This window comes from Paenibacillus germinis (assembly GCF_013141785.1).
Lineage (GTDB): Bacteria > Bacillota > Bacilli > Paenibacillales > NBRC-103111 > Paenibacillus_E > Paenibacillus_E phytorum.
The window spans coordinates 42,203-63,222 of the sequence record NZ_WHOC01000175.1 but is presented as its reverse complement, the minus strand read 5'-3'; the positions used below and the strand labels follow the sequence as shown (position 1 = coordinate 63,222).

The following is a 21,020-nucleotide window of genomic DNA, read 5'->3' as shown; positions in this document are numbered from 1 at the left end:
GGATTACCCCTTTATACCCGAGAAGCTCAGACCTTTTACAATTTGCCGCTCGAAGAACAAGAACGCGACCATGACAGGAATAGATGCTACCGAGTTAATGGCCATAGGTCTTACATAATCTTCCGAGTACTGGGACATCAGGGTAGGAATCCCCATCGGTAGAGTAAACAGTTCTTCTGAAGTAATCGCGATGAACGGCCATAGGAAGTTGTTCCATTGGGCAATAAACGTAAGAATTACAATAGAAGCCAAGGCAGGTTTAGCAAGCGGCATCACGATACTGGCGTAAACCCTTAACTTGCTTCCCCCATCCATCTCAGCGCTTTCAAGCAGCTCATTGGGAACTGCATCAAAAAAGCTTTTCAGTACAACAACTGCAAATGGAGAGGCCACCGCCGGTAAAATTAATCCTTGATAAGAATCTAACATCCCCAGTTCTTTCACAACCTGATAAAGCGGAATGAGAATCGCTTCGCCTGGGATTAATAGGCCAGCCAAGATCAAGACGAACATGAACTTTTGATATCGGAACTTGATTTTGGACAAGGCGAATGCGCTCAGAGAAGAAATTAACAGCGTTAGCGTTGTAACGGCAATAGCAACTACAAGAGAGTTGAACATCCACCTTATCAGAGAAGTTTCTTGAAAAATATACGTGTATGTCTCAAAGGTGTAAGGCGGTTTATACCAATCCAGCACACCTGTAATCTTCATACCTTCATCTTTAATAGAAACAATCAGCATCCATGAGATGGGAACAAGAAAAAATAGAGCAAGAAGCACCGATAAGGATAAGCGAAGAGCCCGCATCTTAGACCGCCTCCTTCTTCGCACTCATTTTCAATTGGATCAACGACAAGACAAGGAGTATGGCAAATAGCGCATAGGACATGGTAGCTGCATAACCCATATGGTTGTTTTTGATGCCTTCCTCGTAAATATACTGAATAATTGGCCGTGTATCTGTACCCGGTCCACCGCGTGTAATAATGTAAATTTGCAAAAACACTTTATACGAAGCAATAATTTGAAGCAGTAATATCGTTTTTGTAATGGGACCAAGCAGTGGAAGCGTAATTCGAAAAAACATTTGTCTCTCCGAAGCGCCATCGAGTCTCCCAGCTTCATAAATATCATCTGGAATATCCTGCATAGCCGATAAATACAGAATCATGTTAACCCCGACCGTCCACCAAAGTGTAATGGCCGTAATGGCAATCCAGGCAAGGGATGATTCCGTCAACCAAAATATCTCTTGATCTACCGAAAGAATACCAAGCAATTTAAGTAAATTATTCAAAAAACCTGTGTAAGGCTGTATAACAAACAGACCTACATACGAAACGACAGAGACAGATAGAACACTCGGCAAGAAAAAGACGCTGCGGAAAAATTTCTGAAGTCGCGTTTTTTGATTGGCAATGACCGCGAGCAGTAGAGCAAATATAAGCATGCTAGGCGTAGATAAGATAACAAAGTACGTTGAGTTCCCTAGCGCACGCCAAAAATTTGCATCCTTTACCATAGCGATGTAATTATTAAGGCCAACAAAATCCATCTTCTTAATTAGCGTCCAGTCGTACAGACTCATCTGCAGTCCTTTGATCATCGGGAATATCGTAAACACGACGTATACGGCAAGAAAAGGCAAAAGAAATAGAAAAGCCAGGATGTCCAGCCGCCACTGCCTTGCTTTCGTTTGTGCACGGGCGGTGACCGAGGTTTTATTCAAATCAACTTCATTTGTACTCATGCAGTATCACACCTCTCTTTCTTGAAAGTAACAAGCTTGAAGTATGATACTCCAAGCTTGTTATCCGGTTTAATGGCATTTATTTAGAGAGCAATGTTTTTAACTCACCATCAATCTTCTTAAACACAGCATCCGTAGGGGTTTTATTCAACCAAATTTCATCCAGATATTTTTTCAAGACGTCGTTCTTAGGCCATGTTTTGTCTGATACCTTAGGGAATACCACATCACCAGCTACACTTGCATAGTCACTGCGGTATTTAAGACCTTTGTATTCTGCTGTATCGAAAACAGTTTTGTTAGCAGGAATGTGACCTGCTTTCGCCCAAACTTGGCCGCCTTTTTCAGCAACATAGTTGGCAAACGTCAATGCAGCTTCGCGCTTCTTAGGATCTTCCTTCGCGGTCACTGGCAAGATGATGGTGTGGGAATCTCCCCATGTTTTCGTATTTCCGAAGATATTAGGAATTGGCATAGCACCGAAATCAAGATCTTTGGTCGTTTCCCAAGTTCCTGTAGCCCACACGCCTGTCATCATGATGGCGCCTTTGCCGCTTTGGAACGTTTTGTAAAAATCAGGGTCCTGCGGTTTAATTACTTTACTTGTATAATATAAGTCCTTAATATAGTTTGCAGCTTTAATTGCCTTATCCGTATCAATCGCAGGTGTTTTGCCGTCATCCGAAATAACGTCATTTCCGCCTTGTTGGGAATAGAGCGCCCACCACAGTCGGTATGGATCATCCGCATTATTAGAAAAGGCGAATGGCGTTACATCTTTAGGAAGCTTATCTTTCAGCGTTGTTAAGAATTTGACGAAGCCATCAGCACCTGTCTCAAGTGTAGGTTTGCCATCAGCGCCAAGCAATCCAGCTGTTTGCAAATGCTTCTTATTGTAGTACATGATGAATGGATGCGTATCGATCGGTACCGCATAATGCTTTCCGTTTACTGTAGCGGAACTCAAAATATTGCTGTTATAGTTATCCCAGTTGAGATTAATTGCCTTACCAGTCGTATCTAGCTCAGATACAACCCCCGCCTTAATTAGCTCAGGTAATTTAGATGTATGGGAAATCCCAATATCCGGACCTTTACCGCCAGACACACCTGTCACGAGCTTCGTGTAATATTCTGCCCACTCCAACTTGACGTTCTTGATTGAAATATTATCCTGCGATTTATTAAAAGAACTAATGATCTGATCCATGTATTCGCCATCGCCGCCCGCAAACAGCGTCCAGAATACAAGCTCTGTTTTCTTGCCCCCGGTATTATCCGTTTTCGCCGTCTCTGCTGCTTTTTCAGTGCTGGCTGGAGTTGTGCTTGAACCACCGCTGTTACTTGAGCAACCTGCCATTAGGGAAACTAACATTGTGGCGCCTAGCATTGACGATAATACTTTTTTTGTTTTCAATTTAATCGCTCCCTTTTTCAATTGAAAGATACAAAACAATAATTTTGTATTATAACCATTTTTATGTATCTTATAAGAAAATAATACCGCTTACATTGTATTGTGTCAATGTTTATTTTAATATTATTGTATATAAAGGATGTTTTAAATGAATCATTACACTTTATTTGTACATAAAGATAGGTCAACACAACATTATTGTTTGTATGACCTCATTTCCCATCATTTAAAACGTATAGAACACTTTCATGACGATCCCTTGTTCATAATCCCCAAATTTGTTGCCGAATAAGTTAATACCGCCCTTATGTGTCGCATCATCTTTCACGCCTAATCTTAAATCGATGAAGCTATTATTTCCAAGCACTAATTGATGCAAATTGACCGAAGACACTTGAACGTTATCAATTGCGGTCATGGTACCATCCACACTCAACGTTTTTAGCAATCCAAACTGGGTAGCAGAATCTGGCCACCATCCTGGATTTAACTTCCCTTTTCGCCCTCCGAAATCGCCAGGCGAGGTCCAAGTTCCCACATCGGCCCCGTTCACCCAAAACGAAATATCAGATGGCCAGTTGTTATCATAATTTGGAGCTTCTGAGCAGATTTCAAGACTGAACTGGACGGATTGAATTTTAGCACCTTTCGGAAGTTCCAACGGAAACCGGTAGTCAACGAATCCTTTACGAAACCAGATGATTTGTGCAGAAAAGCGATCGGGATGAAAGAATCCGGCAGGCGAATCTTCCTGAATAATCATTTTCTCCGTATTGGCCATCCCGCAGGTAGGTGACACCTGGCAATTCGTAAAGTATCCGATAGGCATTTCGATCTCATAGCAGTTTTTATCCGGCCGAAGATTATAGAATTGTGAATTTAATATGATATGAATGTCATGGTAAGTTCGCGTACATACTTTCATAGCACCGCGTGTCGCCGGCAGCAGCTCAGTTTCAATGAGCCGTGCCTTTTCTAATATCTTCACATTGGAAGCTGCGGTGGATACAGGAATCTGAAGTGCGTCAGCAATTTCATTTATATTCAACTTCTTTGTATTTAACAGTTGGATGATGTTGACCCTTAAATCAGTGGATAGTGCATGGGCTACAAGGACAAGCTCATCTGGATTTTCTATATTTAACTCTAGCATCGTATTCACTCCCGAATTTTTGTATGAATACATGTATCATATAACAAATGGTGATATACGTCCATGGATGCATATTCGATTGGAATGATCGGCTGTTTCCGGAGAAACAAACAAATGAAACATAAACGACCAGCCGAATTTCTCCGCTTCAGTAACATATCCGGTAGCTTCGACGAAAGTGTGAAATTCTGCATTCGTAACAGCACAGGTCGATATGCCTCACTTTCTGTTTATGCGTGCCAAATGCGTGGCATGGGCATTGATTCTTTTCCCAACTCCGCCCAAGTGTATTTCAAAAGCAATTCGGATTTAAGCGCAGCATACTGCGGCTCACCCCAAAGGTTATTAAGCTCTCCGGGATCTTCTTGAAGGTCGAAAATTTCACCGTATGTTTGATTATAGTAAACCGTGATTTTATACCGTTCATCGACATACGTCTTCTGATGAATGGTTGTTGGCTCGTGCCGGAACTCGCAAATGGTATGATTTCTGGCTTCCGGTTGTGTACCGAACCAGACACTGCTTTGATCCACCCCTGTCATTACTGGAGGAATCGGAATACCGGAAAGAGACAGGAAGGTGGGCGCAAGGTCGACAAGCGATTGAATCGCCGGGGAAACACGACCTTCCGGGACGTGGGCGGGATAACGGACAATAAAGGGTAGCTTGATCAAATCTTCATAGTGAAAGCCGCCTTTGTACTGCAGCCCATGCTGACCAAAGAAGTGCCCATGATCCGTCGTAAACACGACTATCGTATTGTCTGCAAGACCAAGCTCATCCAGCTTATTGAGAATTTTGCCGATATATTTGTCCATACAGCTGATCATTCCGTAATATGTCGCAACCAGTTTTTTACGTTCGTCCGGGGATTGTAGAGAATGAGATTGGTAGCCGTGAATCCCTTGGCCGGTTTCGCGCCATGCGGAGAAATCAGGATTCTCCTCCTGTGTCATCCTGAAGTGCGGCGGATTCCGGTCATGTTCTCCTGGGGTGACCGCCGGTATCGTGAGCTGATCTGGATCATACATCGTATCCCAAGGCTCAGGCACGAGATAATCCGGATGCGGATCGAAGAAGCTCGACCATAGGAAAAACGGCTCGTTATTCTCCTTGTACTGCTCGAGCAGAGCATTTGACCGTTCTGCGATCCAAGTATTGTAGTGAAACTCTTCCGGTATCGGCCATTTATGCATGATGCTTTTATCCATTGTGCCGGTAGGGGGGAGAAAATAATCACGCCAATTCTTGCAGCCCTTCTCCTCCATCCAAATGGCATAATGCTGGCCTACATGCGCTTCATTTGTATGATTTCGGGCTAACTCCACATGGTCAAAGCCATAGAAAGGCCCCGTAAATTCTCTCCAGATATCCAAATCCTGAAGTAGCGGGTATGCTTCAAGCGAAGGATACTCATCTGTACCGCGCAGGGGTTGAAAGTGAGCCTTACCGATCAAAGCTGTTTGATAACCGTTCTTGTTGAAATCCTCCCCTACGGTATGCCGATCTTCCAGCAGCTTGGTGCCGAGTGTCCATGCCCCGTGTTGACTCGGGTACATGCCTGTAATGATCGACGACCGGGTTGGAGTACAGGTCGGATTCGGACAATATGCTCTCGTAAATGTCGTCCCCTCCCTAACCAATCGGTCCAGATTAGGGGTATGGATTTCCTCGTTAAACGCTCCTATTGTATTCCAATGCTGCTGGTCGCTGGTAATAAGCAAAATGTTGGGCCTATTCACAAAATTCAGCTCCTTTAACTAGTCATTAATTTGACAAATCACCATCTCCTATGCCAGATAGGCCACAGAAGAGGGTGATTTTGCCGTTTATTCCGCCGGATTCGGCGTCACTATGAAATTATCGATTAAGCTTTCACTGTTGAAGCTTCTAACCCCTATTTTACCATGCGTAAAAGCCGTACCGCTTCGATCCGTGTAATCAATTAGGGGTTTTTCCAATTCCCCAACATAAATCTTGATCCTAGTGCCGCTCACCACTACCTTCATATGCTGCCAATTCCCAACCGTGCCTGCTAGCGCCTTTCCGGTCAAGTACTGGAAGTTATAATTGAATTTGCCTAGATGCACGCCGTCTGTGGCCAGGTATGCGATGTACCCCTGAAGGAAATCGTTTCTATTCTGCCCTAATAACGTTCCGTCAGCGGGATTGTTTACACGGAAAATGAGGCCTGTGTTACCTCCCGCTTGCGTATTTCCGCCCAACTTGATATCTGTCTCCACGATATAGTCCGACCAGCTGCTGTCGCCGATAACCGATTTCGGATACCCTTTCGGTTGCGATTTGTATATGCCTTGTTTAGGAACGATCGGGTCATTATGGAAACGGAAGCTGTAAAAGTCGAACTCGCCGGTTACAATTTCCACCTTGATGGTGTGATTGCCTGCAGGAAGGGCAATCCCTTCTTTCTTGACCGTCATCCACTCTTGAAAATTGCCCGTATTGGGAACATCGATGATGCCTGTTAGGTCGGTTGTATCATCAAGCCAAAATCTGACTTGGCTGCCATCCATAGCCGTAGCCACTCGCAAATCCAGCTTGTACTGACCTGATTCGGCGACATCCACATTGTATTTCATCCATTCGCCGGTCTGATTCCAACCCGTCGTGAACCCTTCCGGGAGCAACCGGATATCGACGTCATCGGTACGGTAGAGACCGCGTATGTTGTCCGGCGTGTTGTCGTGGTACGCAACCCCTTCCCCTCCATTCATGTAATCCACGGCAAGAACGGTCCCAGGAAGCGTTTTGGATTCATTTAGCGTATTGAACGAAAGACTTGCGAAATCATACTCGCCTTGCACGATTTCAACCTTGATGGTATGGTCGCCTTCCGGCAGCGTTAAGTTTCCGAGATTGACGTTTCTCCAGTTATTCCAACCTCCGGTATTGGGGATATCCACCACACCGGTCAAATCGGTCGTATCATCAAGCCACAACCGAATTTTCCCGCTGTTAAGCGCCGTTGCGACCCGGACGCTGATGTCATAGGCAGCGGACTTGGCAACGCCCACTTTATATTTCAACCACTCGCCAGTCTGGTTCCAACCGACGTTCCAGCCTCCATTTGGATTGACACGAATGTCAACCGTGTCACTTCGATATTGGCCGCCGATATTCGAAGGCGTATTGTCGTGGTAGCCGACACCTTCGCCACCCGTGTTATAATGAACGGCTTCCACAATGCCCGGAACAGTTTTGGGAACGTCGAACGATACGAATTTCAGCCTCGCGAAATCATACTCGCCTTTAACCGTTTCGAAGGTTATCGCATGCCGGCCCTCCGGCAAATAAACGCCTTCGGACACCGATGTCTGCCAATTGTTCCAGCCCCCTGTACTCGGTATATTGATCGCACCGGTCAGATCCGTATGATCGTCCAGCCATATACGAGCTTGATTATCTTTGAACGTGGTCGCTGCCGTTACTTCGACCCTGTACATTCCGGCGCGCTTCACGTCAATGTTGTATTTGAGCCATTCACCGGCTTGGTTCCAACCGACGTTAAGTCCGTTGAAATTAGCGTTCGTTCGGATATCGACGGAATCGCCTCGATAAGCGCCGCCGATGTTTTCGGGGGTGTTATCATGATAACCTATCCCTTCACCGCCCGTATTGTAGAAAGGTGCTTCTATGATGCCCGGGACCGGCTTGGGAAGGTCAAACGGAGGTGAATCACCAGTATCTACCCGCCATCCCTGTTCGAATTTCTTCCAGTCAAAATCATCGCCGTCGTTGAAATCATCGGATAGGGTAGTCGTTGCAGTGGAGCGACCCAACTTCAGAGAGGCGAAATCGAACGTTCCCTTGTCAATTATCACTTTGAGTTTATGCAGCCCTTGCGGAAGCTTGACATCCCGTATGATCAGATTATCCCATTGATTCGCACCGCCAGTTGAAGGGAGCTGAACAGTCCCCGTCAGTTTCGTCGAATCATCGAGTTCAAGCTTCACTCGCGCATCGGTTCCAGCGGCATATCTGATCACAACATCATAAGTACCCGCTTCAGATACATTTACATTATATTGCAAATTGCCCTTATTGAACGATGCGACATAATAACCCCCATATGTAGCTTCGGAGACACTGATATGTTCGGAATCGGACTTACCATTTCCTTTCGGGTTGAAATGGACGGCTTGGATCTCGCCGGGAATCGGCTTGTAAGCAGCGTTGGCGCTGTTTCCGCCCACCTTGTTGCTAAACGCGACATATCCGAAATCCGCATACGCATCCGTTGTCGCGTAACCGATCTTGCCCTTGCCAAGACGTTCGACAGAACGGGTTTGCTTCAACATACCGTCTACATAGATGCGATAGTCAGAGCCTTCCTTCTCCACATGGATCTGATGCCATTTCGTAAAGTCATAGCCATCCGGAAGGGGGGTAGTTACCCAGTCTGTATCCTTGCCGTCTACGCGGAACATGGTCTCCAAATGATTTTGATTGCGGTTAAGTACGGCAACACCGTAATTTTTATCATTCTTGTAGGAGAATACTGCACCCATCCGCGGATTAGCGCTGGCCCCCTGCTCAACTTGCTTCAGGTTGAACTCCGCCGTGAAATTATCATCTGTCGCTTTCTGGGATAGAAGCTTATGAGATTGTTCCGGTTCACCCATTGCATCTTGATACAACGTGCTGCCGTCCCTGATTCCCCAATTCCCTCCGCCCACAACCTTCCAATCATCGCCCAAGCCATTTCTTTGGAACCGGTCGCTGAACTCAGGCATGGCCGGGTCGGGCTGCTCGGATGTCGTGGGACCCAGCACGAGCATCTTGTCCCCGTTCCATACGATCCGATCCAAGTTCAGATTTCGCCCTGGATTGGCATGGCTGTGGTATACCATATAATCGGAATCCAGATCGGGACCACGTACGATGGAGTTATGCCCAAGCCCGACATGATCTCCTTCCGCATCGAGGAGAATCGGGTTCTGGGAGGCGGCCGGCACAAAGCCCGCAACCGGACTAGAGCTGCTCGCGTAATCCACCCTGTAAGCATCACTCCACACGTGGTTTCCAGTATACGTCATATAGTATTTACCATTGCGTTTGATGACCGTCGGACCCTCGGTCCAACCATTCATCACGGCTCCGGTATTCGATTTCTCTCCGAACGTATAAGGATCGGACATTGGACGAGCGTCGATATTGCCATTGCCCGTGCTGTAGAAGTACCATTGTCCGTCATCGTCAATGAATACGTGTCCGTCAATGCCATTTACCTTGTTGCCCGTTTGGGCCGTGAAGGGACCTGTAGGACTGGAGCTCTTCAACACGCGATGACCGCGCTGCGTGGTACCGTCATCCCGAAGCAGAGCCGTATACATGTAAAAATCGCCGTTCCAGTAAACAACCTCCGGGGCATAAGCCCCTTTCGTCACCGGTTCCGTAGCGCACAGACCGCGATATTCCCAATGCAATAGGTCTTCCGACGACCAAACCTTCACACCTGGCTTATCGTCCACCGTACTGGTGTACAGATAGTAGACTCCGTTAAATTTCAAGATGAACGGATCGCCTTCCCCATAAAAATCCCCATTATCCCAACGCCATGAGTCTGGTACGATTTGTGGATTGCTGTAAGCGAATCCTGATGCCGGAAAAGACATGATCAAGACAAAAGCAAGAAGTCCCGTCAACCATTTTTTCATTTATCATCAGCTCCTATTCCTGTTACCGTTAGCAGTGAGACCTTTACTCCCGTTAGCGAGTGATTTCTAATACATAGACGGATGACGCCCTCAGCTGACAGGTCACTTGAGATTTCATTACTGATAATTCATGAGCTTCGCAGACCACCGCATCCGGATGATTCACGCTGTTGAAACATTCGTAATCATCCGCTGTTACTTCCAACAGACGGGCTGTGCCCGATTCGGCAAATCCATCCAACTGCACATCGGTTAGCGTATCTTCGAGGCTTCGATTCACCATAAAGATCGTCAGTTTATCGCCACTAACACTCGTACAAGCCACGATGTCCAAATTCGGCAGGTTATCAAGCTGGAGCGCAGCAGGCGCAAGGCTGCCCACTTGAAAGTTGCCGCATTCAGTATGGCTCTCCACCACATAGCCCAAGTCTCGGTTAGCATACATTTTCATGACATAATAGCTTGGAGTGCCATATACAGTTAAGGAATTCTCGCTTCTGCCAGCGGACTTACCGCGAAACTGATCCGCATAGAAATCCCCTACTCGGATACATCCGCCAAGCCAGCCGTTGACGAGATCGGAGAAGCTGCCTATTTCAATCAAATCGCTATTTCGAATATATTCATTCAAATTCGCTGCATTTGCAGCCGCAGCTTCTAAGGTGTGTTCATTCGGAAGACCCTTGCGGATGGTATTCGGATAATACATCGTATTGTATTCGGTGATCGCCAATTTCAGGTGAGCATAACGGGCGGATGATCCGAACATCTCCCTTAATTGCCTTACGGACTCCCTCGTCCATTCCGGATAAGAGAGGATGGCCTTATAGCGCTCTTCTTTCGGCGTATGAGCATTCATCCCAAAACGGTTGTATCCGTGATACAAATGCAAAGTTAAGTAATCGATCTGCTCAGCAGCTCGTTCCAGCAAGGTTTTGTTCCAATCCATTTTCTCATTACCGCAAGCGAGCAGCCTAATTCCTGGATCGATTGCTTTCATAGATTGGGCAAATCGCATGTAACGTTCTGCGAATTGCTCGGCACTGCAATGCCCGACCTGCCATCCACCCCATACCTCATTTCCGATCTCCCAGTACTTCACGCCATACGGCTCGGCGTGCCCGTTAGCAGCCCGCAGTTTTCCCATGGGGGTATTCTTATCGCCATTGCAATATTCAACCCACTCGGCGGCTTCCTCCGGAGTACCCGAACCATCGTTTACACAAATCAGAGGCTCCACATTCAGTTCACGGCAAAACCCGATAAACTCATCCGTTCCAAAATACTTATTCGTCCAGCCTCCCCATGCTTCATTGATGACACTAGGGCGCTCATACACAGGGCCAATCGCCTGCTGCCAATGATAGGCACTAATATAATTCCCTGCAAGCCGCATCATGCCGGCGTTTAAGTCCTTGGTCATATCCATAACTTCTTTACGAATATGGCCTACACTGTCAGAAGGGAGTAGCGAAATATGATCTAACCAAAGCATCCCCGTGGATACATGATCCAGCCAGCGTTCATGCTCCGAAGGTACATATAATCGGAACTCCGCATGCTCACAAGACCGACTGACCGTCAGTCGCGATTCATAGTGCATCCAATTATGACTCACCACATCGATTCGCGTGGAACCAAGCACTTCTTCACTCTTCCTATCTACAATCTCTGCTACAACATACTTGATTTCGATAGAAGCTCGTGCATAAAGAGCCAAATAATAGCCGTCCAGATCCTGTTTTACAGCAATTGCTTGGCTTAAACCTGCGTAAGCCTCATCGTCGCTATAGACTCGTACCCGCTGACTTTGTCCGGAATGATGGGCAGCAGCGGGTTCGAGCGTATAAAGAGTACTCTTCCCGTTCGTATAAGGACGCCAGCGTCCGGAAAGCCCCCTGTATGTCACGTCTGCACTTTCAAAATCCATATCCGCAAGCGGATAGGCCAACATCGCATCCATATGATCACGGATATCTTCCACAAAATGTCCGAATATGTAAGGATTAATTCTGTCTTTACGGACTTGATTCGTCTTCACCTGGATCTTAGCTCTTGCTTGCATGAACACAACGCTTCCTTCCATCCATTATCCTTTTAATGAACCAATCATAACGCCCTTAACAAAATGCTTCTGTACAAAAGGATACATCAGCAGTACAGGCAAGCTGGAAATAATAATAACTACATATTTAATACTCTCAGCCAGCAGTATTTTAGATTCCAACCCTGCGTTGCTGTCCACCGCATCCGCCTGACTGACCATCAGCACTTCACGCAGCACAAGTTGTAACGGGTACATATCCTTGCTGCGAATATAGATCAAAGCATTGAAGAATGAATTCCAATGACCAACCGCATAAAACAGGATCATGACAGCCAATATCGGCTTGGATAGCGGCAATATCACATGTGTTAACAGCTTCCAGTTCGAACACCCGTCGATATGGGCTGCTTCCTGAATCTCCCAAGGGATGCTGGATTGAAAATAGGTTCTCATGACAATTAGATTATAGGTGGCAATTGCGCCAGGAATAACTAGCGCCCACATCGTATCCACCATACCTAAATTTTTCACAAGGAGATAAGATGGAATGAGACCCCCGCTGAAAAACATCGTAAGCGTTACAAAAAACATAATAATTCCCCGACCTGGCAGGTCAGGTCTCGACAGCGGATAAGCCGCTAATGTCGTCATTATCAGATTAATGACCGTACCTACTGCCGTATACAGTATGGTATTCCCATACCCATTCCATATTTGATCGTTTTGAAAAACATTCCGATAAGCCTCTAACGTGATCTGTTTAGGCAGCAAAATCACTTCCCCATTCAGCACCAGCGCTGGATCACTGAAGGAGGCACTAACGATAAATATGAGCGGGTACAGCACTACTACGACGATAAGGATAGCCAATGCGTTAACCACGGCATCGAATATTTTTTCATCCGACTTCCTTTTCTTGATCGTTTGCTCCTGCATCGCTTATCCCCTCCTCACCATAAACTTGTCTCCGCCTTTTTACGGGCAAAGCGATTCACGAGTAATAGCAGCGCCAGGTTAATGATGGAGTTAAACAAGCCAATGGCAGCTGTATAGCTGTATTCCCCTTTTAAAATACCTTCCGAGTAGACAAATGTAGAAATGACATCGCTGGATTCCAAATTCAAATTATTTTGCATAAGCAAAATTTTCTCAAAACCGACATTCATGAAATGTCCGACATCGAGAATAAGCAAAATGACGATGACCGGCAGAATGCCTGGAATGGATACGTGCCAAATACGCCGCAACCGGCTCGCGCCGTCCATTTTGGCCGCTTCATACAGCTGCGGATTGACTCCGGCCAGGGCTGCTATATAAATAATCGATTGCCAACCCATATTTTGCCATATGTTGGAACCGATAAAGATCGACTTAAACCAGGCCGCTGATTCGAGAAATCGAACCGGCGCTCCGCCAAATGCCTCAATAATCGAATTCACAGGACCTCCGCGTGGAGATAAAAACAGCATCAGCATCCCTACCATGACGACGATGGAGATAAAATGAGGGGTATACGTAATATTTTGCACAATTTTGCTGAATGTTTTGTTACGGATTTCCGTAATGAGTAAGGCCAGGAGGATAGGAATTGGAAAAGCAAACAATAAAGAGAACAAGTTAATCGAAATGGTGTTCCAAAGCAGCCTCCAGAAATAATAGGATCCTATGAATCGTTGGAAATGGTCTAGCCCCACCCACGCGCTGCCGCTGATTCCCTTGGCCGGACTGAAGTTTTTAAATGCGATTTGCAAACCATACAATGGCCCATAATGGAACACAAGGTACCATACGATAGGAATGAGCAGCATCAGGTAGAGATCGTATCGACTTACGATCGATTTATAAAGACTGGAGCGCCTCGATCGGGATCGAGACGCAACGCCCACAGTATTTACCACACTCTTCATCTGTAGCCCTCCAGCCGGTATGCGGTGCTTAGTTTTGTTTTTTGAGGTTATCATAAGTGGCTTGGTATAGCTGCTGCAGCTCATCAATTTTCATTTTCTTCAAAGTGGCCTGGAACTCGCCCCATTTATCGAAGTTAAGCGCGCCTACAATAAACTTCGTGCTCTGCTCCTCGTAATATTTATCAATATCGTTCCGCAGCATATTGATTTTTTGAGCCGTTTGTTCGTCGAACATAGGTGGTGCGAACTTAACTTTCGGCATGAACGGGTCCAGCTTCTTTTGAGCTTCTTGAACCTGCAGCGGATTGATGTAAGACGCTACCTTCTCGCTGATCAGATGCGGCGCCCCGCCTCCGGCATATGGGGTGATTTTGGATTGATTGCCGGTCGCCAAGAAGGCATCTGTATAATAAGGAATCCCCTCTCGCAATTCATAATTCTCGCCTTTACGACCAAATCGAAGCAAGGTGGATCCTTCGTCGCTGTAGAAATAATCGATCCAACGCATCGTCGCTTCCGGATACTTGTTAACCGGGGTGATGGCAAAAGCTCCAAAATCTCTCGGTACCGGAGCTGCATTACTCTGCATTCTGTCGCCATGCGGTCCCTTGACCGGGGCTATACCCATATATTGATTTGCAACTTTCGTATCCAGCATCGGATTGTTCGTCTGATCAAAGAAGAAACCGGTATTTCCGGACCCTTGCTTGGCCAGATATTGAGCTTCCTTTTGTGTAAACAGCTCTTGATCCAGCAGCTTCTCCGAATACAGCTTGTTTAAATACATCAACAATTCCTTATTCCGATCACTACCCATCCAAATATTAACCTTGTCATTGTCCAAGTTAATGTTATAACCAAACTGAAGATCCAATCCAAAAGATCCGGCCATTTGCGTTACGACAGACAATTTGTCGTTGCGTGCAGTCATCGGAAGCTCGTCTTGTTTGCCGTTGCCGTTAGGATCTTTTTCCCGGAAAGCTTTCAGCACCTCGTACAGTTCATCCGTAGTCTCAGGTTCCTTCAGATTCAGTTTCTTCAGCCATGCTTGATTCATCCATCTTTTATCGGTTCTGGCGGAGTTGACGGTCACAATCCCCGGGATGGCATAAATATGGCCTTCAGGTGTTGTTATGGCGGAACGAATCTCTGGATACGTTTCCATTAACTTCTTAAGGTTTGGAGCGTAAGATTCAATCAGCTTCTCGAGTGGAATTAATTGACCGCCAGCACCGTATTTAATTGCCTCTAATTGTGTAAGACCTGAGCGATACATGGCATCAGGAAGCTCATTCGATGCAAACAACAGATTCTTTTTCTCAGGAAAGCCATCCGTTGGCGCCTCGATAAATTCCACTTGAACATTGCTCATTTTTTCAAAGTCCTTGAACACCGGCATATCCTTAAATGGTCCATTGGTTGGCGCAATTCTTGTGAACATTTTCAGCTTAATCGGCTCTTTCACAATGGGAAATCCCGCTGAAGACACAGTTTTCACATCATCTACTTTAGTTGTGCCCTCTTTCTCTTTACTCGGGGTATCCGAGCTGCAGGCGCTTAGTGTCATACTGGATACTACTAAAGTTGAAAGCAGTACCGTCCCCCAATTTCTTTTCATTCTTTCGTTCCTCCGATCAAGTTGTTTTCACCCTTAAAAGAAAGCGTTTTCTAAGGGTTGATCTAAGTATAGTTAATTAATTCTTTGGGATGATTCAACATTTATGACTTTCCATTCTACTTTTTTGACAGTTTCAGATGATCCATGTACGCCTGAGGTGTCATTCCTGTTATGCTTTTAAACACTTTAAAAAAGTACGTATAACTCAAAAATCCAACCTCACTGCTAATCTGTTTCAACGCATAGGTGCCGGATTCCATGAGCATGCAGCTCGTTTTAATACGAACCCGGTTCAAATACTCTGTGAAGGTCATAGCCGTTTCCTCTTTGAACAATCTGCTTAAATAGGAAGGATTCAGATTAAGGGCACTCGCCGTAATATCCAAGGAAATGTTGGAGGCATAGTTATCGGTGATAAACTGTATGGCTTTCGAGATATGGCGCGAATAGGATCCCCCTGCATGCTCTTTCTTGATGGCCCCAACAATTCGCGCATAGTAGTTAAACAACCATCTCTCTAGCTCAGCAACGCTTCCCATTCGCCCAAGCTCATTCCTTGAGGGGATGAGCCCGTTATCTTCTAAGGATGCATGAGGAAAATGCCGCTTCCATGTCATTTCAACAAGATGAAGCATTTCGCTTACAATGATTTGCACCGTCATTGCGTAGACTGGCTGACTACGCAGTGCAGCAAAAATGGTTGAAATGATTTGATTTATTCTTTCCCCATCCAACTGCTCCAGAAAAAGCAGCAATTGCTTCTGCTCTTCCATAAAAAGAGAATCTTTCAGGATGGATGCGTTCAAGCCTTGATTGAACATGACGTTTATATCCTGGTTTGCTTTGGTATAGCTGGAGCCAACCAACCGCAAATTTCCGCATAGTGGCCCCATGGCATAGACGCATTTTAAGTTAAGGAATTTCTCGAGAGAATGAGCCAGTGAGCTCGTGGCTTGATTGATTTGGGATGTAACCGTATGTTCACTTCGATCTTCCGAAGAAAACAGGACAATAAAGCGTCCCTCCCCCACATAGCCTACCGTCCGCTTCTGAATGTCGCCAATTGCCATTTGCATGACTTCCGTGGCCTGCTGAACAAACCGATTTTTCTGTACATCGGTAAGGGACTCTGTCAACAACAGAAAAGGTACGATTTGTACAGCTGCGGTTCCATAAGTGATGGAACTGGTATACAGATCATTGTCCCGTGCATAAGACTGCAGCACTTCCCCGGCTTCTTGTACATCTCTAGCCAAATTAGCTACATGCTCGCGAAGAATAACCGGACTTAGACGTTCAATCATTTGGGTTTGAGCACTTCGAGCTTCATGCTCCCGTTCTTCACTCTGCAATTCCTGAACCGCTTTATCCAGAAGCGTCAATAGAGCTCCCGCGTTCAAGCGATGCTTGAGCAAATAATCCATTGCCCCGTTCATGAGGCAGGTCCGAACATAATCGTAATCGTCAAAACTGCTCAGCATGATCATTTTAACCTTAGGAAACCGGTCTCTAATCATAAGGCTCAGTTCTACCCCATTCATTAACGGCATGCTCACATCCAAGATCGCGATATGCGGCGTATGCTGTTCCATCATGGAAAGCGCCATAGATCCGTTATGTGCTTCACCGCATATGGTGAATCCATGCTTTTCCCAATCCAACATACTCTTCACATCGTTACGTGCCAACGCCTCATCATCGACCAATAATACCTGAAACATTCCTCATTCCTCCTGCCCTTTTCGCTCCGTACCCGGCACCAATGGAAATCTGATCTGCACAATGGTATAGGTATCTGGCTCACTATAAAGAAACACGCCGTAATGCTCCCCGAACAGTCGAACAATGCGTTCGTGCACATTGCGAACTCCCATACCGCTGAAGCGTGTGTTCGTCTGGACTTTATTCACTTCAAACAACGCATCGATCTGTTCCTTTGACATACCCTTGCCGTTATCTCTCACTTCGATTCTTAGTTCTTTGTTTTCCTCATAGATGCGAATCAACACCAGGCCCTCGTGCTCCGAGGAGGATAGTCCATGAATGATGGCATTTTCCACAAGAGGCTGCAGCATTAACTTCAACACGCTGAACTGTAAAAGCTCTTCATTTTCGACTTCTATCTTCACATGGATGGGCTCCACATATTTGTATTTTTCAATATTGACGTAGCTGCGGACATACTGCAGTTCTTCTTGCAGGGAAAGAAATTCATTCGTATTCCCCAAAACACCGCGCATGAGCTCTATCAAGGATTCCGATACCTCAACAATATTCGGCACCCCGTTAAGTTTGGCCAAATACTTTACCGTATTCAGCGTGTTATACAGAAAATGGGGGCGAATTTGAGCCTGCAAAACAGCCAACTCCGCTTCACGCTTCTCCTTCTCAGTCGTCACGATTCCCTCGAGTAAACGCTTTAATTCCTCTACCATACTTTTGAAAACTTGATAGAGCTGACCTATTTCATCCTTAGAATGAATTTCGACAGCTGGGAGCGTCATATTGCCTTCCATGACATGCATCATCATAGATCTCAGCCTTCGAATATTTCTTGTAATTCTCGAGGAAACCTGTAAAGTACCGATGACGATAATTATAAACACAACAATGGCTACTGTGGCTAATACATTTCGGATCCGCGTCGTTTCAGTTAAGAGAGACTTCATAGGAACGAGTGCCACCGTGGACCATCCCGTATAATCCGATTTCCGTGTGATGACCAGGTAAGATTTCTGTCCGATGACCCTTTCAACCGAACCATCCGAACCGGACATCTTCTGATTGAGCAAAGTGATCACTGCCTTGTCAAAGACGCTTGTTTGGGGTTGATAAATAAATTCGTTGTTCCTATCAACCACATACAACATACTGTCCGATGTAGGTTTAACATCATATATTTTCTTAATGAACTCGTCATTCAGATCGAACATCACCATTCCGATTAAATTACGATTATATCGGAGCTCGCGACCGGTCACAATGGAGTCACTGAAACCGGTTTGATGAAAATAAGCATGCCCTGAGCCATTTTGAAGTAAATAATCCATCATCGGTGTATATAAAATGTTCTTGTCGAGCCATGGGGATCCGACAAAAAACACCTTTTCGTTCAACCCTATGACGGCAACTCGTGAAATATATGGCTTGTAGGCAATCAAAGCGGATAAAAACTCCTCGATCCGCTTTTGCTCCTGGAACCACTCGTAGCTGGGTTCCTCCGTCTTACTAAGCAGTGTATCCAGCACCGTTTTATTGGTAGCTACCACCGTATTTAATCGACTAACTTCCTCCAATCGGAGATTTAAGGATTCGTCCGCCTGACGTATGCTTTCCGTAACGGAAGTAATCGCATTATTCTTCACCGTTTCTCTCATGTACAAATAAACAATACTTGTCACAGCAACGATTCCAATCAGAGTAACCAGACTGAAAGCAACAAAGATTTTCCCCTGGATGCTTACCGTAGGTGAAACCAACTTTTTTACGGAGAAAAACTTCATGGACCGGCAGCTCCTTCCATTTCACGAATAGTAGAAAAAAACATGAATCCAGCCCGATCAGGAGCTTGATTCATGTTTTTATATTACTCACAACTAGGCTCTATGCATAGCCCCTCTCCATCCTCTTCGACCCCCAGCAGAACAATTCCAACACGAGTCTGAAATGGTGCTGTCCGATCATTCCCAAAAAATGTAGACAGGAGTCTGCCGTCATTATCGATAAACATCGTTCCGTGTCCTCCGTGAGGTACCGCCAACCGTCTTGGGGTATAAGGGCCGTACAAATCTTCAGCAACGGCATACATCAAATCATACGTACCGTCCACGCGTTTATCCCCATTCCACTCCGCCGCACCAAGAATGTACTTCCCTTTGTACTTCACGATGAATGCACCCTCATAGCCTACGCGCTGTCCATCCGAGCACAGTAACTTGCAGGGGTCCTCCGCAAAGCCTGTCATATCCTTCTTCATCCTGGCAATTTTACCGTCCTGCCAAACAAAATACACTTGACCATCGTCATCCTGGAACAGGCTGGAGTCAATATCCGTATTCGTCATGCGACCCATATCGATATACGGTCCTTCTGCATGTCCAGATACACTTTTAATCAACCCGGTGCCTCCGCCTTTTAGCGAATAAGTAATCCAGAATGTTCCGTACAAATAGATCATCTCCGGAGCCCAGAGACAAGGATTCTCATAAATGTTGTTCTCCCATGTCCCATTTTCGGATAAATCCCATACTTTGGCCACATGGTTCCATTCCTTCAGGTCATTTGAGCTCCACAAGTGAAGCTGATTGTTTCGGTCCCAAAAATTTCGATGCGGCTTATCTGTTGTCCCCGTCAAATAATACATCCCATCCGGTCCTGTGCTAATATGAGGATCCCGAATCAGGAAGTCCCCTACAGGTTTAAGACTTCCCACTGTTCCCTTCTCCAGCACCTTTCCCTCCATCGGTCTAATGAATCCCGGGCCTGCAATGGACATGGGTACAACAGAAGGGTAATGCTCAACCGGTGAATAACTACCGCAGCCTGTAAAGGAGGCATACAGCTGATTGTCCGGTCCAGCAAATACAGTGACTTGTCCGCCATGAGGAAGCGCCAAATACCGCCGGCTGTAGGGACCATAAATCGATTGGCTTACCGCTACAAAGGTGTCTACAGCATCGCTGCCCATTCTCTCAAACGCATCTGCACAGAACATATAGTAATACCCATCCCGCTTATATAAATAAGCCCCGTATGTTCCTACCTGCAGATTCCGTATGTACGATGGATGATCCTCCCGCCCCGCGACCTTCCAAGGCTGCACTTCTACCATTCGGGGAATTTCCTCAAGACCGGTCATATCCTCATTCATTTTGGCTATTTTGCCATGGCTATAAATCCAATACAGAACTCCGTCTTCATCCTCAAATAAAGAGGCATCCTGCCCGTCATCTGTGATCTTCCCCATATCCTGGTAAGGGCCCACGACAGAGGTGGATAAGCTTTTGAGCAAACCGGTGCCGCCTTGTTTTAACCCGTATGTGATCCAGAACGTTCCTTTTACATAGTGGATTTCCGGTGCACAAATACCAGAGGAGCCCTCGCTCTCCTTTTGCCACGTTCCCTCTTGTTCCCAGCTCCATACGGCGGCTGGCCCCGTCCATGATTTTAGGTCTGCGGATGTCCATACTTGCAAGCTTGAACCATCTGTCGTGCCTGTCAAATAGTATAGATGATCCGGGCCTGTACAAATACTGGCATCTTTTAACGAGACATCCAAAATTCGCCCTATTATTACTGCAGATTCAGAATAGCCTGTACAGGCGGACCATTCCGTTTCAGGATGAGGTGGTTGAGTAATAAAATCACTGTTCATTGTATGTTTCCCTTCATAAAATAATCTGAATTAAGTATATCGAGGTTTGTACAACTTTTTAATAGAATAAGCG

13 protein-coding genes and 1 pseudogene are annotated in these 21,020 nt (G+C 45.8%); all 14 read right to left on the bottom strand.

All coding sequences use genetic code 11. The features are described 5' to 3' along the window. Nucleotides 1-3 precede the first annotated feature (3 nt). The 14 genes and pseudogenes from GC102_RS33825 to GC102_RS33765 all read right to left on the bottom strand — a co-directional run bounded on the left by GC102_RS33825 (nt 4) and on the right by GC102_RS33765 (nt 20,947). Nucleotides 4-810, bottom strand: coding sequence for a carbohydrate ABC transporter permease (locus tag GC102_RS33825; RefSeq protein WP_171693388.1), 807 nt, complete (start codon nt 808-810; stop codon nt 4-6). A 1-nt stretch (nt 811) separates the two neighbouring features. After that, entirely contained in the window at nt 812-1,753 is a 942-nt protein-coding gene (locus tag GC102_RS33820) for a carbohydrate ABC transporter permease (RefSeq protein ID WP_171693387.1), read from the bottom strand. A gap of 79 nt (nt 1,754-1,832) precedes the next feature. Continuing rightward, on the bottom strand, nt 1,833-3,170 hold the full coding sequence (locus GC102_RS33815; protein ID WP_246321273.1) for a type 2 periplasmic-binding domain-containing protein: 1,338 nt from the start codon (nt 3,168-3,170) through the stop codon (nt 1,833-1,835). A 226-nt stretch (nt 3,171-3,396) separates the two neighbouring features. After that, nucleotides 3,397-4,323: an ArsR/SmtB family transcription factor gene (locus GC102_RS33810; RefSeq protein WP_171693386.1), complete on the bottom strand. Its 927-nt coding sequence runs from the start codon at nt 4,321-4,323 to the stop codon at nt 3,397-3,399. A 93-nt stretch (nt 4,324-4,416) separates the two neighbouring features. Next, nucleotides 4,417-4,539, bottom strand: a pseudogene (locus GC102_RS40910) (formylglycine-generating enzyme family protein); the annotation flags it as partial. Nucleotides 4,540-4,553: 14 nt separating this feature from the next. Continuing rightward, a complete protein-coding gene (locus GC102_RS33805; protein WP_171693385.1) occupies nt 4,554-6,065 on the bottom strand; it encodes a sulfatase family protein in 1,512 nt (503 codons plus the stop codon). A gap of 87 nt (nt 6,066-6,152) precedes the next feature. Next, on the bottom strand, nt 6,153-10,001 hold the full coding sequence (locus GC102_RS33800; RefSeq protein ID WP_171693384.1) for a carbohydrate-binding protein: 3,849 nt from the start codon (nt 9,999-10,001) through the stop codon (nt 6,153-6,155). 52 nt (nt 10,002-10,053) lie between these two features. Next, nucleotides 10,054-12,066, bottom strand: coding sequence for an alpha-L-arabinofuranosidase family protein (locus GC102_RS33795; RefSeq protein ID WP_171693383.1), 2,013 nt, complete (start codon nt 12,064-12,066; stop codon nt 10,054-10,056). A 24-nt stretch (nt 12,067-12,090) separates the two neighbouring features. Beyond that, on the bottom strand, nt 12,091-12,984 hold the full coding sequence (locus GC102_RS33790; RefSeq protein WP_171693382.1) for a carbohydrate ABC transporter permease: 894 nt from the start codon (nt 12,982-12,984) through the stop codon (nt 12,091-12,093). 14 nt (nt 12,985-12,998) lie between these two features. Beyond that, on the bottom strand, nt 12,999-13,955 hold the full coding sequence (locus GC102_RS33785; RefSeq protein WP_171643779.1) for an ABC transporter permease: 957 nt from the start codon (nt 13,953-13,955) through the stop codon (nt 12,999-13,001). A 28-nt stretch (nt 13,956-13,983) separates the two neighbouring features. Next, nucleotides 13,984-15,573 carry an extracellular solute-binding protein gene (locus GC102_RS33780; RefSeq protein WP_171693381.1) on the bottom strand — a complete coding sequence of 530 codons (1,590 nt, stop codon included), beginning with the start codon at nt 15,571-15,573 and terminating at the stop codon, nt 13,984-13,986. Nucleotides 15,574-15,689: 116 nt separating this feature from the next. Next, complete coding sequence (locus tag GC102_RS33775) at nt 15,690-17,294, bottom strand: response regulator transcription factor (RefSeq protein WP_171693380.1); 1,605 nt, start codon at nt 17,292-17,294, stop codon at nt 15,690-15,692. A 3-nt stretch (nt 17,295-17,297) separates the two neighbouring features. Further along, nucleotides 17,298-19,076: a cache domain-containing sensor histidine kinase gene (locus GC102_RS33770; protein ID WP_171693379.1), complete on the bottom strand. Its 1,779-nt coding sequence runs from the start codon at nt 19,074-19,076 to the stop codon at nt 17,298-17,300. Between the two features lie 83 nt (nt 19,077-19,159). After that, nucleotides 19,160-20,947, bottom strand: coding sequence for a family 43 glycosylhydrolase (locus GC102_RS33765; protein ID WP_171693378.1), 1,788 nt, complete (start codon nt 20,945-20,947; stop codon nt 19,160-19,162). Nucleotides 20,948-21,020 lie beyond the last annotated feature (73 nt).

Coding starts and splice junctions, on each gene's coding strand:
- GC102_RS33825 (WP_171693388.1), bottom strand. CDS start 810: ATGCGGGCTCTTCGCTTATCCTTATCGGTGCTTCTTGCTCTATTTTTT.
- GC102_RS33820 (WP_171693387.1), bottom strand. CDS start 1,753: ATGAGTACAAATGAAGTTGATTTGAATAAAACCTCGGTCACCGCCCGT.
- GC102_RS33810 (WP_171693386.1), bottom strand. CDS start 4,323: ATGCTAGAGTTAAATATAGAAAATCCAGATGAGCTTGTCCTTGTAGCC.
- GC102_RS33800 (WP_171693384.1), bottom strand. CDS start 10,001: ATGAAAAAATGGTTGACGGGACTTCTTGCTTTTGTCTTGATCATGTCT.
- GC102_RS33795 (WP_171693383.1), bottom strand. CDS start 12,066: ATGCAAGCAAGAGCTAAGATCCAGGTGAAGACGAATCAAGTCCGTAAA.
- GC102_RS33790 (WP_171693382.1), bottom strand. CDS start 12,984: ATGCAGGAGCAAACGATCAAGAAAAGGAAGTCGGATGAAAAAATATTC.
- GC102_RS33785 (WP_171643779.1), bottom strand. CDS start 13,955: ATGAAGAGTGTGGTAAATACTGTGGGCGTTGCGTCTCGATCCCGATCG.
- GC102_RS33780 (WP_171693381.1), bottom strand. CDS start 15,573: ATGAAAAGAAATTGGGGGACGGTACTGCTTTCAACTTTAGTAGTATCC.
- GC102_RS33775 (WP_171693380.1), bottom strand. CDS start 17,294: ATGTTTCAGGTATTATTGGTCGATGATGAGGCGTTGGCACGTAACGAT.
- GC102_RS33770 (WP_171693379.1), bottom strand. CDS start 19,076: ATGAAGTTTTTCTCCGTAAAAAAGTTGGTTTCACCTACGGTAAGCATC.
- GC102_RS33765 (WP_171693378.1), bottom strand. CDS start 20,947: ATGAACAGTGATTTTATTACTCAACCACCTCATCCTGAAACGGAATGG.